This is a genomic window from Billgrantia sp. Q4P2, from assembly GCF_052806135.1.
In genome coordinates this window covers 162,082-177,119 of sequence record NZ_JBRBAI010000004.1, presented here as the reverse complement: position 1 = coordinate 177,119, position 15,038 = coordinate 162,082, and the positions used below count along the sequence as shown (strand labels likewise).

The window sequence follows — 15,038 nt, the reverse complement described above, 5'->3', positions numbered from 1 at the left end:
CCTTCGCTACACCTGCCCGTAGCGCCCGGCTTCCTCGCCCAGCCAGCGGCGAATCAGTGGTCGGCTGGCTTCGGGGTGGCTGGCCAGCAGCGCCTCGGCCAGCGGTGCGACGCGCTCCAGCAGGTCGGTGTCGCGCTCCAGGTCGGCGATCTTCATCTGCGCCAGCCCGGTCTGGCGGGTGCCGAGCACTTCGCCGGGGCCGCGCAGCTCGAGATCCTTCTCGGCGATACGGAAACCGTCGGTGGTCTCGCGCATCACCGCCAGGCGCTCGCGGGAGTGGGCCGATAGCGGCCCGTGGTAGAGCAGCACGCAAAAGCTCTCGCTGGTGCCGCGGCCAACCCGACCACGCAACTGGTGCAGCTGCGAAAGGCCCAGGCGTTCGGGATTCTCGATGATCATCAGGCTGGCATTGGGGACGTCGACGCCCACTTCGATCACCGTGGTGGCCACCAGCAGGTCGAGTTCGCCGGCCTTGAAGGCGTCCATCACCGCGGCCTTCTCCGTCGCTTTCATGCGCCCGTGGACCAGGCCGATGGCGAGCTCCGGCAGCGCCTCGGTAAGCTCGTCGCGGGTCGCCTCGGCGGCCTGACACTGCAGCGCGTCCGACTCTTCGATCAGGGTACAGACCCAGTAGGCCTGGCGGCCCTCGGCGCAGGCATGGCGAATGCGCGCCACCACCTCGGGGCGGCGCTCGTCGGGCACCACCACCGTCTTCACCGGGGTACGCCCGGGCGGCAGCTCGTCGATGACCGAGACGTCGAGGTCGGCATAGGCGCTCATCGCCAGGGTGCGCGGTATCGGCGTGGCGGTCATCACCAACTGATGAGGCGTCAGCCCGCCGGCTTCGCCCTTTTCGCGCAGCGCCAGGCGCTGATGCACGCCGAAGCGATGCTGTTCGTCGATGATGGCGAGCCCCAGGCGCTGGAAATGCACGTCGCCCTGGAACAGCGCATGGGTACCGACCACCATGCGCGCGCGGCCGTCCAGGATGGCCGCCTTGGTGTCCAGGCGCGTCTTGCCCTTGAGCTTGCCGGAAAGCCACGCCACTTCGAGGCCGAGCGGCGCGAACCACGCCTTGAGCGTGCGGTAGTGCTGCTCGGCGAGTATCTCGGTGGGCGCCATCATGGCCGCCTGGCAGTCGCCGGCGATGGCCGAGAGCGCCGCCATGGCGGCCACCACCGTCTTGCCCGAGCCCACGTCGCCCTGCACCAGGCGCAGCATGGGTACCTCGCGGGCCAGGTCCGCACTGATCTCGTCGAGCACGCGGCGCTGGGCGCCGGTCAGCGAGAACGGCAGCTGGGTGAGGAAGCGCGCCTGCAGGCCGCGCCCGCTGGGCAGCGCCGGGGCGCCATCCTGCTGGATCTGCTGGCGTACCTGCTGCAGGCTCAGGCGATGGGCCAGCAGCTCCTCCAGCGCCAGGCGGCGGGTGGCAGGATGCTTGCCGCTGGCGAGCCGTTCGGGGTCGGCGTCGGGTGGCGGCTGGTGCAGCACGTGCAAACAGTGGTGCAGCTCGGGCAGGCCGAAGCGCGTTCGCAAATCTTCACCGATCCAGTCGGGCAGTGCTGCCGGGTCCTCGTCGAGTCGGGCCAGGGCCTGCTCGATCAGCGCCCGTAGCCGCGCCTGGTGCAATCCTTCGGTGGTGGGGTAGATCGGCGTCAGGTGGTCTTCCACCGGCGGCGCATCGGCGCTGAGCAGGCGGTATTCCGGGTGATAGATCTCGAGCCCGGTGGCACCGGCGCGGGCCTCGCCGAAGCAGCGTACCCGGGTGCCGGGGCGGAACTGCTGCTGCTGGGCCGGGGAGAAGTGAAAGAAGCGTAGGCTGAGGATGCCCGAGCCGTCGCGCAGCCGAACCAGCAGGCTGCGCCGGCGCCCCTTGACCACGTCGCTGGCCGAGACCTCACCCTCCACCACCGCCTCGTGTCCGGCACGCAGGGTGCCGATCGGCGTGATTCGGGTGCGGTCCTGGTAGCGCAGCGGCAAATGAAACAACAGGTCGGCCACACTCTCCACGCGCAGCCGAGCCAGCTTCACTGCGACCGCCTCCCCGACGCCCTTCAGGGAGGTGACCGACGCGTCAAGCGCATTCCTGTCAGCGCTCATGCCGGTTCGGGAAGCGCCTCGTGACACTGCTGGATGGCATCGGTGACCGCGTCGATCGCCTTGGGGCGCGGAAAGCTGGCGCGCCAGGCGATCGCCACGGTGCGTGACGGTGCCGGCGACTCGAACGGCCGACTGATGAGCAGCCCGGTTTCATAGTGTACGGTGCCGATGGCCGAACGCGGCAGCACGGTAATGCCGAGCTTGGAAGCGACCATGTGGCGGATCGTCTCCAGTGAGCCGCCCTCGGCGGTCAGGGTATTGTTCGGGCTGTTGAGCTGATGACTGATGGCGGGGCAGGCTTCGAGGATCTGGTCGCGGAAGCAGTGGCCCTCTCCCAGCAGTAGCAGGCGCTCCTTGAGCAGGTCCTCCTTCTCGATGAATTCGCGCCGGGCCCAGGCATGGTCGGCCGGCATCAGCACCTCGAACTCCTCCTCGTAGAGGGGCTTGGTGACCACGTCGGTCTCGGTGAAGGGCAGCGCGATGATGATGGCATCGAGCTCGCCGCTGCGCAGCTTGCGCCGCAGGTTGGCGGTGAAGCCCTCCTCGATGTAGAGCGGCATCTGCGGGGCGCTGCGCGTCAGTGCGGGCACCAGGTGCGGGAACAGGTAGGGGCCGATGGTGTAGATGGCGCCGATGCGCAAGGGGCTTGCCAGCTGGTCCTTGCCGGCGTTGGCCAGCTCCTTGATCACGCTGCTCTGCTCCAGCACCCGCTGGGCCTGCTCGACGATCTTCTCGCCTAGCGGCGTGACCTGGACGGTCGACTTGGAGCGTTCGAACAGCGCCACGCCCAGCTCCTCCTCGAGCTTCTTGACTGCTACCGACAGCGTGGGCTGGGAGACGAAGCAGCGTTCTGCCGCCCTGCCGAAGTGGCGTTCCTGCGCCAAGGTTACGATGTACCGAAGTTCTGTTAGAGTCATGTCTGGTGCCCCATGGGCATCCTCTCGGGCGATAGATGACTTTCAATAGGGACTTTTTATCAGGGGGCGAGAGAAAATTGAAGAAGACGATACTTATTCTGGGCTGTGGCGACATCGGAATGGTGCTGGGCAGGGAGCTGCTGGAGGCCGGACATCGCGTGATCGGCGCTCGCCGCAGTGCTGCGGCGCTGGAGGGAAGCGGCATCGAGCCGCTGCCGCTCGATCTGGTCGACGAAACCGCCTTGGCCGAGCTGCCCGAGGCCGACTATGTAGTCTACATCCTCAGCGCCGACCGCTTCGATGAAGCGGCCTACCGGGCCGCCTATTGCGACGGCCTCAAGGCGGTGCTGCGTACCTACGAGGGGCGTGAGACAGCACCGCAACGCCTGTTCTTCGTCTCTTCCACCAGCGTGTATGCGCAGAAGGAGGGCGAGCGGGTCGACGAGGAGAGCCCCGCGGAAGCGGCCGGCTTTTCCGGGACGGTAATGCGCGAGGCCGAGCAAGCCCTGCTCGAGAGCGCACTGGCCGGCACCACGGTGCGTTTTGCCGGCATCTACGGGCCGGGTCGGGATCGCCTGATCCGCCAGGTGCAGGAAGGCCGCATCGCACCGAAAACTCCGCCCATGTACTCCAACCGCATCCACCGCGACGACTGTGCCGGTGTGCTGGCCCACCTGATCGGCCTGGATGTGGCGGGCAAGCCGCTCGACGACCTCTACCTGGCCAGTGACTGTGCGGCGGAGCCGCTCCACGACGTCATGCTTTGGCTGGCCGGTCAGCTCAAGGTGGAGCCCACCGAGGTGATCCAGGCACCGTTGCGCAAACGTTCCAGTAAGCGCTGCGACAACTCTCGCCTGCGCGCGACGGGCTATGTCTTCCGCTATCCCAGCTATCGGGAAGGCTATGCCCAGGTGATGCAGGAGGGCGGCTTCCTGGCCGAGCCGGTCTGATACGGTCTTGACGTGACAGGCAACACGGGGAGATGCGACCGCGTTGCCTGGCTGTCTCGGGTTGCTCGCCGTGCAGGTCCTTCACAGCGGCAGGCGATAGCCCAGGCCCAGAAGTTCGAAGCCATCGTTGGGTCGCTTGATGCCGCCGTTGGAGTAGTGAGTGAGGCTCAGTATCAGCTCGCCCGCACCCAGCGCTGCCCCCAGCGCCAGGCGGTCCTGAAACTGGAAGGCACTGCTGAGTTCGCGCGACTCGAGCCGTGTGTGGAGCATCAGTGCCGCGCCGATGCCACCTTCGACGAAGACGTTGCCGGCCTTGCCGAAGTTCCAGCGCAGTGCCGGTGTCGCCAGCCAGGCCGCGTTGCGCTCATCCTCGCTTCCCTCGAGCAGCAGCAGGCCAGTGGCCAGCCGCAAGGTCAGCGGTGGGGGCAGGCGCTCGAAGCCGATCAGGGTATCGATCTCAATGCGCGCGGCGGCGGTGGACTCGCTGGTAACGCCACCTTCGAGATAAAGGTCGGCCAGGCCGGGCTGGCTATTTGTCATGGCTATGCAGGCAAGGAGACCGGCAATGGCGGGTTTTACACGAAGCACCTTGCTCTCCATTAGCTTGTGCGTCAATAAATCATGTACTGATCGATGGGGCGCCTTCATTCTTGAGGCTCAGCCCTGCGAGACGGCCAGGGTCCGGTAGCGAGCGCCCCGCTCATCGATGATCGATTCAATCAGCTCTAACTGATTATAGGACCACGCCAAGTCGATGGAGGGAAGGCCTTCCAAATCGAGAGTGACAGCGCGCCGCAGCAGGGTGACGTGCGGGATGAACCTGGCGGGGCGCGTACCGAGCCCGCATGGCTCGAGAGCGCTCCAGAGCCGGCCCTGCAGCCGCTCCAGGGCCGGGTCGCGTCCGCGCCCACCGATCCAGACGATACCGGGCCGTTGGAAGCTGCCCCAGCGCTGCATCTGCCACTCGCCGGGTGTCACGACGAGGTCCTGCACCCAGGCGGCCAGCTCGGCCGCTCTCACCTCCTCCACGTTGCCGAGAAAGGCTAGCGTCAGGTGCAGGCTCTCCTCGGGCATGCGCCGACCGCCGCAGCGCGCGTGCGCGACATCCGCCAGCTCGCCGAGCCGCTCTCGCAGCTCGGGCGGCGGGGTCAGGGCGATAAACAGTCTCATGGACCTGTTTCGGAAGGAGGTGGATTTTCCTAGTCGCCGATGACCATTACAGCTTCCGCCTCGAACTGGGCGCCCTTGGGCAGGGCCTTGACGCCCACCGCGGCGCGGGCCGGGTAGGGCTTATCGAAGAACTCCTCCATGACCTGGTTGACGATGGCGAAGTTGCCCAGGTCGACCAGGTAGAGGTTGAGCTTGACGATCTCGCCCAGCGAGCCGGCAGCCTCTTCGCAGACGGCCTTTAGGTTGGTGAAGACCTGACGGGCCTGGGCCTCGAAGTCGTCGGAGACCAGCTCCATGGTGGCCGGGTCGAGGGGGATCTGGCCGGAGAGGTAGACGGTATTGCCGGCCTTGATGGCCTGGGAGTAGGGGCCGATGGCGGCGGGCGCCTTTTCGGTATTGATGACGGCCTTGTTGCTCATGAGGATCTCCTTGTGCTGTTCGCGTTGTGTCGCAAGGGTCAATGAAAGGCCCGTCCGCCGCGGTCGGCGGCGAACGGGCCGAAGCGGGTTCAATTGCCGACGCGGGTGATCTTGCCGACGTGGGACAGGTTGCGGATGCGTTTGATGATGCGCGCCAGGTGCACGCGATCGCGCACCGCCAGGGTCAGGTGCACGATGGAGAGCCGGGCGTCGCGCTCTTCGATGCCGACGCGCTCGATGTTGGCATCGGCGTCGGTGACCAGGCTGGCGAGTTCGGCTACCAGCCCACGGCGGCTCTCGATCTCGATGCGCAGGGCCACTGGAAAGTCCTCGCTGATCTCATCGGACCACTTCAGGGCGAACAGCTTGTCGGGGTCGCCCTGGAGTTCATCGAGATTGCGGCACTCGGTGCGGTGTACCACGATGCCCTTGCCCACCGACAGATGGCCGACCACCGGGTCGCCGGGCAGGGGGTGGCAGCAGCGGGCGAACTTTATCACCATGCCTTCGGCGCCGCTGATCACGATGGGACCACCCTGGGGGGCGAGCGCACGCTCGCCGGCTTCGGCCATGTCGCCATGCAGGAGGTCGACCAGGCGTCGCGCCACCACGTGAGCCACCCGGGTGCCGAGTCCGATCGATTCGAGCAGGTTCTCCTCGCTCTTGATCGAGAATTCTTCGAGCAACTCTGGCAGGACGTTCTCCGGCAGTTCCTCCAGGCTGGTCTCGAAATCGGCCAGGGCCTTGTTGAGCAGGCGCCGGCCGAGCTGTACCGCCTCGGTGTGCTGTTGGTGCTTGAGCGCGTGGCGGATCGCCGAGCGCGCCTTGGCGGTGACCACGAAGTTGAGCCAGGCCAGGTTGGGCCGTGCCCCCGGTGCGGTGATGATCTCCAGCGTCTGGCCGCTCTCCAGGCGGGTGGAGAGCGGCGCCAGGTGACGGTCGATGCGGCAGGCGATGCAACTGTTGCCGATATCGGTATGCACGGCGTAGGCGAAGTCGATCACCGTGGCGCCCTGGGGCAGTTCCATGATGTCGCCGCGCGGCGTGAATACGTAGATGTCGTCGGGGAACAGGTCGTTCTTGACGTGCTCGATGAACTCCAGCGAATCACCGGCATGGCGCTGCATCTCGAGCAATCCCTTGACCCACTCCCGGGCGCGGGCGTGGCTGCCCTCGGCAATCGGGTGGTCGGTCTGGCCGGCCTTGTAGAGCCAATGGGCGGCGATGCCGTTGTTGGCCATGGCCTCCATCTCGCGGGTACGTATCTGTACCTCGATGGGCATGCCGCCGCTGCCGAACAGGGTGGTATGCAGGCTCTGGTAGCCGTTGGCCTTGGGAATGGCGATGTAGTCCTTGAAGCGCCCCGGCACCGGCTTGTAGAGATTGTGGACCACGCCGAGAATGCGATAGCAGCTGTCGACGTCCTCGGTGATGATGCGAAAACCGAACACGTCCATGATCTCGGCGAACGGCTTGCGCTGGTCGCGCATCTTCTTGTAGATCGACAGCAGGTGCTTCTGGCGGCCGACCACGGTGCCGGGCAGGCCGTCGTCGTCGAGGCTCTTCTGCAGGGTGCTCTGGATCTGGCGAATCGCCGAGCGGCGATGGCCGCGGGCGCTGGAGACGGCACGCTTGATACGCTCGGCGCGCATCGGGTGCAGCGCCTGGAACGAGAGATCCTCGAGCTCCACGCGGATGGTGTTGATGCCCAGGCGGCTGGCGATGCGGGCGTAGATCTCCAGCGTTTCGCGGGCGATACGGCGCTTCTTCTCGGGACGCAGGGCGCCCAGGGTGCGCATGTTGTGCAGGCGATCGGCGAGCTTAACGATGATGACGCGAATGTCCTTGGACATCGCCAGCACCATCTTCTGAAAGTTCTCGGCCTGGGCGACCGCCTTGTCCTCGAAGGTGATCTGGGTCAGCTTCGAGACGCCGTCGACCAGTTCCGCCACCGGCTTGCCGAACTGCTCGGCGAGGGCCTCCTTGGACACGCCGGTATCCTCGATCACGTCGTGCAGCATGGCCGACATCAGGCTCTGATGGTCCATGTGCATGTTGGCGAGGATATTGGCCACGGCGAGGGGGTGGGTCACATAGGGCTCGCCGGAACGCCGGCGCTGGCCGTCATGGGCCTGCTCGGCGTAGTAGAAGGCGCGCTTGACCTGCTGGATCTCGTCGGGAGGAAGGTAGCCGCCGAGTCTGTCGGCCAGGTCGTCGATGGTGAACATTAGCGCGCCTTGGGTGACAGCCTTACTCCTCGAAGGACATGCCCGGCTCGCCTTCGCGGCGAATCCTGACAGGTGCCTCGATCGGCTCGTCCAGTACGCTGTGGTCGACCAGACCGGCGGCAATCTCGCGCAGCGCCATCACGGTAGGCTTGTCGTTCTCCCACGGTAGCTGGGCGTCGCGCGAACCGCGCGACAGCTGACGCGCGCGCTGGGTGGAGATCATCACCAGCTTGAAGCGGTTTTCGACGTTTTCCAGGCAATCTTCGACGGTGACACGCGCCATATTGGGTACTTCCCGAAACTGTGAGGGCTCCGCCTATGGCCGGAGCACCGAAATGGAACTTGACAGACTAGAATACTCGACGCCCGGCGGCTGTGACAAGCGCTTGCCGCCGGGAGTCAGGGCAAGCGCCGGCAGCAGGGGTCAGGACAACAGCGCCGCCAATAGCGGACCATGCGACTCCTGCACCCGGGTCAGGCTCAGGCGCCGGCTGATCACCAGCGACTGCAGTTCGCGCAAGGCGGTGGTGAAGTCGTCGTTGATCACCAGGTAGTCGTATTCGTCGTAGTGCGACATCTCGCTCACCGCATCGCGCATGCGCCGGGCGATGGTGGCGTGCTCGTCGGTGCCGCGGCTGGCCAGGCGCCGCTCCAGCTCGTCGCGCGAAGGCGGCAGGATGAAGATCGATACCGCATCGGGCATCCGCTCGCGGACTTGGCGCGCCCCCTGCCAGTCGATCTCGAGGATCACGTCCTGGCCGGCCTCGAGCAGGGCCTCCACCGCCGGCCGCGAGGTGCCGTAAAAGTTGTCGAACACCCGGGCGTGCTCGAAGAACTCGCCGCGCGCGATCATCGCCTCGAACTCGGCGACCTCCACGAAGTGGTAGTTGACGCCGTCCACTTCGCCACGGCGCCGGGCCCGGGTGGTATGCGACACCGAGACCTGAATGCCGTCGAGGCTCTCGATCAGCTCGCGCACCAGGGTGGTCTTGCCGGCGCCGGAGGGCGCGGAAATGATGAAAAGCGTACCTTGGGACATATCGGGCTCCGGATCGCAAATGCCCCCGATCGCACGAGGCGAAAGGGGGCGAGCGCCATGGCTGCGCATTCGAGCGGGATAGTATACCCGTCCGGTCGTGGGTGCGTCATGGGCTGTGGCCGACGAAGCGAGCCAGGCGCCTCACGTCTCCTGCAGGTACGGGTCGAACTCCTCGGCAAACAGCTCCAGGGCATGCTGGGCGGCAACCGAATTGCCGTTCTCGTCGAGCGCCGGCGACCAGGCGCAGACGGTCATCCTGCCCGGCACGACCGCGACGATGCCCCCGCCGACACCGCTCTTGGCCGGCAGGCCGACGCGATAGGCGAAGTCGCCGGCGGCGTCGTACATGCCGCAGGTCGCCATGATCGCGTTGATCCGCCGCGTCATCCCCGGCGAGACGAAGCGCTCGCCCATGGCCTGGGCGTGCCCGCCGGCCGCGAGGAAGTTCAGGGCGACGGCCAGGTCCTTGCAGCTCATGGCCAGCGCACAGCAGGAGAAATAGGCATGGAGCACCTCGTCGACCTCGTTGTCGAGGTTGCCGAACGCCTTCATCAGGTAGGCCGCGGCGGCATTGCGCGAGCGATGCTGCCACTCCGAGGCCAGCACCTTATCGTCGATCAGGATCGAGGCGTTGCCCGACAGCCGCCTGGCGACGTCCTGGAGATGCTTGTCCGGCGTGGCGAAGGCACTGACCAGGCGATCCGTCACCACGATGGCACCGGCATTGATGAAGGGGTTGCGCGGCTTGCCCTGCTCGTCTTCGAGCTGGGCCAGGGAGTTGAACGGCATGCCCGAGGGGTTGAGGCCCACCCGCTCCCATAGTCCCTCGCCGTGGGTACGCAGGGCGAGGGTGAGCAGCAGCACCTTGGCAATGCTCTGGATCGAGAAGGGGAGCCCGGCGTCGCCGGCGGTGTACAGCTCGCCGGCGTTGGTGCACACGGCGATGCCGAGCCGCTCGGGATCCTGCAGGGCCAGGGCCGGAATGTAACTGGCGACGCGTCCGCTGCCGAGCCGCGTTCGGGCGCGTGCGTGGATGTCTTCCATCCAGCTCTGCATGTCCGCCCTCTCCGGCCGGGCTCGCGCGGCCGGAGCCCGATCGGCCGGCCCCAAAGCATCGGGGCCGGCCGCAGGCTGTGACACGGGGTGTTGCACCGTCACTTCACCGGCTGGCCGGGGGCCGTCGCAGCTTCATACTGCTTGAGCCGCTCGAGGTCCTCGGGTTCGATCTCCCAGGCGGCGGGGTCGATATCCAGGTCGGCGAACTTCTCGGCATTGAACACGGGGTGGCGGATACCGGCGCGGATCTGGTCGTCGAAGTCGCGCAGGATGCGCAGGCCCGGCTTGAACAGCAGCAGCAGGGCGATCAGGTTGGCCAGGGCCAGGAAGCCCATGGTCACGTCGGCGAAGGCGAACACCGTGCCCAGGTCGGTCATCGCCCCCCAGCCGCACAGGACGATGACTGCGACGCGAAAGGCGTTGAACAGCGTGAGGTTGCTCTCGCTGAAGAAGTTGAGGCTGTTCTCGCCCAGGTAGTAGTTGTAGAGAATGGTGCTGAAGCCGAACAGCAGCAGCGCGACGCTGACGAAGCTGCGGCCCCATTCGCCCACGTGGTCGGCCAGCGAGGCCTGGGTCAGCGCCACACCGCCAATGTCGGCGCCGGTGGCCGGGTCATAGGCACCGCTGAGCAGGATGATGAAGGCCGTGCAGGAGCACAGGATCAGGGTGTCGATGAACACCGAGAAGGCCTGCACGATGCCCTGGTTGGCGGGGTGCGGCACGTAGGCCACCGCGGCGACGTTGGGCGCGCTGCCGAGCCCCGCCTCGTTGGAGAACAGCCCGCGCTTGACGCCCATCATGATGGCGGCGCCGATACCGCCGCCCACGGCTTGCTCGAGGCCGAAGGCGCTGTTGACGATCAGCATGATGACTTCGGGAATGCGCGGCAGGTTCATGCCCAGGACGACGATGGCGATCAGCAGGTAGCCGACGGCCATCACCGGCACCAGCACCTCGGTGACGCGAGCGATGCGCTTGATGCCGCCGAAGATGATCAGGCTGACGATCACGGCCATGCCCAGGCCGGTGTAGACGACCGGTATGCCGAAGGCGTCATCGAAGGAGGCGGCCACGGCATAGGATTGCAGGGCGGTGAAACCGAAGCCGAAGGTGATCAGCAGCAGCACCGAGTAGATGGCGGCCAGCCACTTCCAGCGACTGCCCAGGCCATGAGCGATGTAATAGGCCGGGCCGCCGCGATAGGTGCCGTCCGGCTGCGCCGTCTTGTAGGCCTGGGCAAGGGTGCACTCGAGGAAACTGGTGGCCATACCCATCAGGCCGACTACCCACATCCAGAAGATCGCGCCGGGGCCACCCAGGGTGATCGCCACCGCAACCCCGGCGATGTTTCCGCCGCCGACGCGCCCCGCCACCGAGAGCAGCAGGGCCTGGAAGGAACTCAGGTGGCCGTGTCTGTCGCGCTTGAACGCCTGGCTGGCGCCGAGAATGCGGAACATGCGGGCGAAATAGCGGAACTGGACGAAGCGGGAAGTCACGGTGAAGCCGATACCGACCGCGATCAACAGGGCGATGAGCACCTTGCTCCAGAGGAAGTCGTTGATCAAATCCAGCATCACACGTTCCCCCGACCGATGGCGAATGGGGCGATAGGCGATGCCGGCCGTGCGCTGGCCGCGGAAGTCATTGTTCTTGGCATGGGGTGAACCTCTTGCTTGCGTTTGTCGAAATGGCCCGCCTGTAGAGCGAGCCTGGCTATCAACGCAAGGTCCATGCCAGTTTGTACAAACAACCAACTCTTTGTTTTATATGGAAGAAATGCAGGTCATGCGAATTAAGAAAAATTAATCGGTATAACCTGCGGCAAGCCAAAAGGTGGGGCAAGAACAAAAAGTCTTTTTATTTCAATGAATTGTCCAGACTATAACCTCGGTTATCGCTATAACCCAGGTTATGACCCTTCGCTACGCCGCTTCTTGAGCCGCTTGCTCAAGGCGGGCTGCGAGATGCCCAGCCAGCGTGAGGCCATGGACTGATTGCCCTCGGCGCGTTGCAGCGCCTCTTCCACCAACAGGTCGGCGACTTCGTCCAGCGTGGGCAGCGGCTCTTCGGCTGCGAACACGGCTCGCTGCCGATGAGGTGAAGGGGAGGCGCCCTCTGAGGCCTGGTCGATGGCTCGCTTGAAGACATCCATGGAGAGCGTGCGGGTGCGGTGCTGGCTCATGGCATCGAATGCCATGGCGCGCAGTTCGCGCACGTTGCCGGGGAAGGTGTAGTTGCAAAGCAGCACCGCCAGCTCCGGGGGGTAGCTCGGCTTGCTCTTGCCGAGTTCCTCGGCCGCCTCGGCGAGGAAGTAGTCCAGTAGCAACGCGATGTCCTGCTTGCGCTGGCGCAGCGGGGGAATGTGTACCTGGTGCGTGCGCAGGCGGTAGTAGAGATCCTTGCGAAAGGTCCCCGCCCGCTGCTTCTCGCCCAGGTCGTGGTGCGTTGCCACCACCACGCGGGCCTGGAGGCGCTTGGGCCGGTCGCTGCCCAGCGGGTAGTACTCGCCCTCCTGAAGCAGGCGCAGCAGCTTCACCTGGGACGCCAGGCTGAGGTCGCCGATCTCGTCGAGCAGCAGGGTGCCGCCCGCCGCCTGCTCGATCATACCGGCCCGCGGCTGCTCGGCGCCGGTGAAGGCGCCGCGCTGATGGCCGAACAGCGTATCGGCGAAGACGTTATCGTCCAGCCCCGCCACGTTGACGCATACCAGCGGACCCTGGCGTCCGCTCAGGGTATGGGCCGCCCGGGCGATCAGCTCCTTGCCCACGCCGCTCTCGCCGGTAATCAGGATCGGCTGCTGGGTCAGCGCCACCGACTCCAGGTACTGGAACACCGAGCGCATGCCCTTGTCGGCGGTGACGATATGGGCGAAGGCCTCGGGATTCTCCAGGGTGTCGTTGAGGAAGCGCTTGCGCAGCGCCTGGTTCTCCTGGCGTAGCTCCTGCAGGCGGATGGCGCGGCGAATGCCCTCCACCAGCCGGCTCTCCTCGTCGGTCTTGACGAAATAGTCGAAGGCGCCGAGCTTGATGCAGTTGACCGCGGTTTCCACCTGGTTCAACCCGCTCACCACGATGACCCCGATGTCGGGGTACTCCTCGACGATGCGCGCCAGCAGCTGCTCGCCCGATACATGGGGCATGGTCAGGTCGAGGGTTACCAGGCCGATCTGCTCCCGCGCCAGGATCTCCATCACCTCACGGCTGTCCTGGCAGCGGTGGATATGGTTGATTCCACCGTTACGTTCCAGGGCGATGCTCAGGCTGCGCAGGAAGGCGGGCTCGTCGTCGACCAGAAGCAATCCGAAGGCGGGGTAGAGGCTCTGGCTCATGGTGTGTCCTGCTCCTCGTGCCGGTGGGTACCGTTGCTCGGTCTTTCATCCCCAGGTGGCACCGTTGCGGCTTTCACTGCCGTCGGCAAAGCCAGGGTCACGCAGGTTCCCTGGCCAAGATGCGAGTCGAAGGTCAGGCTGCCCTGGTGCTCGTGCACGATGCCGGCGGATACGGAGAGTCCCAGCCCGGTACCGCCGCACTCGCGCCGGGTGGTAAAGAAGGGGTCCGTCAGCCGGCTCATCGCTTCGGGCTCGATGCCTCGGCCCTCGTCGCGGATCTCCAGCACGACCCAGTCCGCGGCGCGATCGTGGCGAGTCGTCAGTTGGATACCCTGCGTCGGGGCTTGCAGCGCCTGGCAGGCGTTCAGCACCAGGTTGATCACCACCTGCTCGATACGCTGGGCGTTGCCCTCGAGGGGCGGCAGGTCGTCGGCGTAGTGTGCCTCGAAGTGGCTCGTCGCCTGGCGGATCGAGTTGTCGACCAGGCGTACGGCGGTGGCCACCACCGCATTGAGATCGAAGGTTTCGCCCGGTTCGTCGCCGCCCTGGCGGGCGAAATCCTTGAGGTCGCCGACTATGCGCTTGATGCGCCGGGTACCCTCCTGCATGTCGTCGATCATGCTGGGGAGTTCCTCGCGCATCCGCGAATAGGGCAGTCCGCCGAACGAGAAGTCGCCATGGGCACGATAGTGCGCCTCGAGGATCGGCTCGGCGTCGGCATAGGCATCGCGCAGTACCGGCAGGTTCAGCAGCAGCAGGCTGCTGGGGTTGTTGATCTCGTGGGCCACGCCCGAGACGAGGACACCGAGAGAGGCCATCTTGTCGGCCTGGATCAACTGCTGCTGATGCTGGCGCAGCTCCGCGGTGCGTGCCGCCACCTCGCGCTTGAGCATGCGATTCCAGATTACGATGGCGCCCAGTACCAGCAACAGCAGTGCGGAGAGCGCCGCGCCGACCTGGCCGACCTTCTGCCACGGAATGCCTTCGGGTCCCTCCAGCGGCCCCAGCCAGCGGTCGTAGATCTCCTGGTGGCGGCCGGTGTTCTTGAGGATGGCCAGCCCCTCGCTGAACTTGGCCAGCAGGTTGGCATCGCCCTGGCGCACCGCATAGCCGTAGCGCAGCGAGAAGGGCCGCGCCACCGGTACCAGGTTGGTCAGGCCCAGCTCGCGGCTGAGATAGAGCGCCGGCAGGTTGGCGACCAGGGCGTAGTCGTGCTGGCCGGCGGCCAGCGCCCGCAGCGCATCGGCGTGGGTATCCACGGGGATCACCACCGCACCGATATCATGCTCGATCAGGTAGTCGTGCATGATGTCGCCGCGCTGGACGATCACTTCCTTGCCGCGCAGCTCCTCTACTTCCACCACCGGGTCGCCGCGGCGGGCGAAGATCGACTGATGAACGATGGCGTGGGGCGGCGCGAAATCGAAGTGTTCGGTACGTGCCTCGGAATACGACATGCCCTGGAGGATGTCGATCTCGCCCTGCTCCAGCCCGCGGCGCACCTCGCTCCACGGCTTCAGCTCGATGCGCACCTCAATGCCCATCACCTCGGCGATGGCCTGGGTCAGCTCCACGTTGTAGCCGGCTGGGCGGCCATCTTCGTCGAGGAACTCGTAGGGCGGGTGGTAATGGTCGCCGCCGACGACGATGACCTCCCTGGCGACATCGGGAGCGTCCCCCTCGTCCTGCCCCCAGCCTGGCAGGGGCACGATGAGGCAGATAGCCAGCGCCATCAGCTGTATCACTTGATGTCCAATCCGCATCCAGATCCTTGAAGTTCTGATCTTGCCCAGTAAGCGTGGTTATCGCTCCAAGCGAACACGGGGGTTCT

The 15,038-nt window shown here is 65.9% G+C and carries 13 protein-coding genes; 1 reads left to right on the top strand and 12 read right to left on the bottom strand.

Going from position 1 to position 15,038, the window contains the following annotated elements; all coding sequences use genetic code 11:
* Positions 1–6 precede the first annotated feature (6 nt).
* Together recG and ACUY1T_RS08705 are read right to left on the bottom strand one after the other, a co-directional pair.
* A complete protein-coding gene (gene recG / locus ACUY1T_RS08710) occupies positions 7–2,100 on the bottom strand; it encodes an ATP-dependent DNA helicase RecG (protein ID WP_446021894.1) in 2,094 nt (697 codons plus the stop codon).
* Positions 2,097–3,017, bottom strand: a complete 921-nt coding sequence (locus ACUY1T_RS08705; protein WP_446021892.1) for a hydrogen peroxide-inducible genes activator — start codon at positions 3,015–3,017, stop codon at positions 2,097–2,099. Before ACUY1T_RS08705 ends, recG begins: the two co-directional genes overlap by 4 nt.
* Before the next feature lie 77 nt (positions 3,018–3,094).
* On the opposite strand from ACUY1T_RS08705, the gene ACUY1T_RS08700 reads away from it, so the two are divergent.
* Positions 3,095–3,967, top strand: a complete 873-nt coding sequence (locus ACUY1T_RS08700) for an NAD(P)H-binding protein (RefSeq protein ID WP_446021891.1) — start codon at positions 3,095–3,097, stop codon at positions 3,965–3,967.
* A gap of 81 nt (positions 3,968–4,048) precedes the next feature.
* On the opposite strand, the gene ACUY1T_RS08695 is transcribed toward ACUY1T_RS08700, so the two are convergent.
* The 10 genes from ACUY1T_RS08695 to ACUY1T_RS08650 all read right to left on the bottom strand — a co-directional run bounded on the left by ACUY1T_RS08695 (position 4,049) and on the right by ACUY1T_RS08650 (position 14,970).
* On the bottom strand, positions 4,049–4,507 hold the full coding sequence (locus ACUY1T_RS08695; RefSeq protein ID WP_446021890.1) for an acyloxyacyl hydrolase: 459 nt from the start codon (positions 4,505–4,507) through the stop codon (positions 4,049–4,051).
* Between the two features lie 117 nt (positions 4,508–4,624).
* Positions 4,625–5,137, bottom strand: a complete 513-nt coding sequence (thpR, locus tag ACUY1T_RS08690) for an RNA 2',3'-cyclic phosphodiesterase (protein WP_446021888.1) — start codon at positions 5,135–5,137, stop codon at positions 4,625–4,627.
* A gap of 29 nt (positions 5,138–5,166) precedes the next feature.
* Positions 5,167–5,556 carry a RidA family protein gene (locus ACUY1T_RS08685; protein WP_446021886.1) on the bottom strand — a complete coding sequence of 130 codons (390 nt, stop codon included), beginning with the start codon at positions 5,554–5,556 and terminating at the stop codon, positions 5,167–5,169.
* An 89-nt stretch (positions 5,557–5,645) separates the two neighbouring features.
* On the bottom strand, positions 5,646–7,784 hold the full coding sequence (locus tag ACUY1T_RS08680; RefSeq protein ID WP_446021884.1) for a RelA/SpoT family protein: 2,139 nt from the start codon (positions 7,782–7,784) through the stop codon (positions 5,646–5,648).
* Between the two features lie 22 nt (positions 7,785–7,806).
* Positions 7,807–8,067, bottom strand: a complete 261-nt coding sequence (gene rpoZ / locus ACUY1T_RS08675) for a DNA-directed RNA polymerase subunit omega (protein WP_446021882.1) — start codon at positions 8,065–8,067, stop codon at positions 7,807–7,809.
* Between the two features lie 141 nt (positions 8,068–8,208).
* Positions 8,209–8,823: a guanylate kinase gene (gmk, locus tag ACUY1T_RS08670; RefSeq protein WP_446021880.1), complete on the bottom strand. Its 615-nt coding sequence runs from the start codon at positions 8,821–8,823 to the stop codon at positions 8,209–8,211.
* Positions 8,824–8,964: 141 nt separating this feature from the next.
* A complete protein-coding gene (glsB, locus tag ACUY1T_RS08665; RefSeq protein ID WP_446021878.1) occupies positions 8,965–9,879 on the bottom strand; it encodes a glutaminase B in 915 nt (304 codons plus the stop codon).
* A gap of 98 nt (positions 9,880–9,977) precedes the next feature.
* Positions 9,978–11,453 (bottom strand): alanine/glycine:cation symporter family protein, encoded by a 1,476-nt coding sequence (locus tag ACUY1T_RS08660; protein WP_446021877.1) that lies wholly within the window; start codon positions 11,451–11,453, stop codon positions 9,978–9,980.
* 335 nt (positions 11,454–11,788) lie between these two features.
* Positions 11,789–13,207 (bottom strand): sigma-54-dependent transcriptional regulator, encoded by a 1,419-nt coding sequence (locus tag ACUY1T_RS08655; RefSeq protein WP_446021875.1) that lies wholly within the window; start codon positions 13,205–13,207, stop codon positions 11,789–11,791.
* Positions 13,204–14,970 carry a transporter substrate-binding domain-containing protein gene (locus tag ACUY1T_RS08650; protein ID WP_446021873.1) on the bottom strand — a complete coding sequence of 589 codons (1,767 nt, stop codon included), beginning with the start codon at positions 14,968–14,970 and terminating at the stop codon, positions 13,204–13,206. The genes ACUY1T_RS08655 and ACUY1T_RS08650 overlap by 4 nt, the downstream gene beginning before the upstream one ends.
* Positions 14,971–15,038 lie beyond the last annotated feature (68 nt).

Excerpts from the sequence above, each read along its gene's own strand:
- recG (WP_446021894.1), bottom strand. The coding sequence starts at position 2,100 with ATGAGCGCTGACAGGAATGCGCTTGACGCGTCGGTCACCTCCCTGAAG.
- ACUY1T_RS08655 (WP_446021875.1), bottom strand. The coding sequence starts at position 13,207 with ATGAGCCAGAGCCTCTACCCCGCCTTCGGATTGCTTCTGGTCGACGAC.
- ACUY1T_RS08705 (WP_446021892.1), bottom strand. The coding sequence starts at position 3,017 with ATGACTCTAACAGAACTTCGGTACATCGTAACCTTGGCGCAGGAACGC.
- ACUY1T_RS08695 (WP_446021890.1), bottom strand. The coding sequence starts at position 4,507 with ATGACAAATAGCCAGCCCGGCCTGGCCGACCTTTATCTCGAAGGTGGC.
- ACUY1T_RS08650 (WP_446021873.1), bottom strand. The coding sequence starts at position 14,970 with ATGCGGATTGGACATCAAGTGATACAGCTGATGGCGCTGGCTATCTGC.
- ACUY1T_RS08660 (WP_446021877.1), bottom strand. The coding sequence starts at position 11,453 with ATGCTGGATTTGATCAACGACTTCCTCTGGAGCAAGGTGCTCATCGCC.
- thpR (WP_446021888.1), bottom strand. The coding sequence starts at position 5,137 with ATGAGACTGTTTATCGCCCTGACCCCGCCGCCCGAGCTGCGAGAGCGG.
- ACUY1T_RS08680 (WP_446021884.1), bottom strand. The coding sequence starts at position 7,784 with ATGTTCACCATCGACGACCTGGCCGACAGACTCGGCGGCTACCTTCCT.
- glsB (WP_446021878.1), bottom strand. The coding sequence starts at position 9,879 with ATGCAGAGCTGGATGGAAGACATCCACGCACGCGCCCGAACGCGGCTC.
- gmk (WP_446021880.1), bottom strand. The coding sequence starts at position 8,823 with ATGTCCCAAGGTACGCTTTTCATCATTTCCGCGCCCTCCGGCGCCGGC.
- ACUY1T_RS08685 (WP_446021886.1), bottom strand. The coding sequence starts at position 5,556 with ATGAGCAACAAGGCCGTCATCAATACCGAAAAGGCGCCCGCCGCCATC.
- rpoZ (WP_446021882.1), bottom strand. The coding sequence starts at position 8,067 with ATGGCGCGTGTCACCGTCGAAGATTGCCTGGAAAACGTCGAAAACCGC.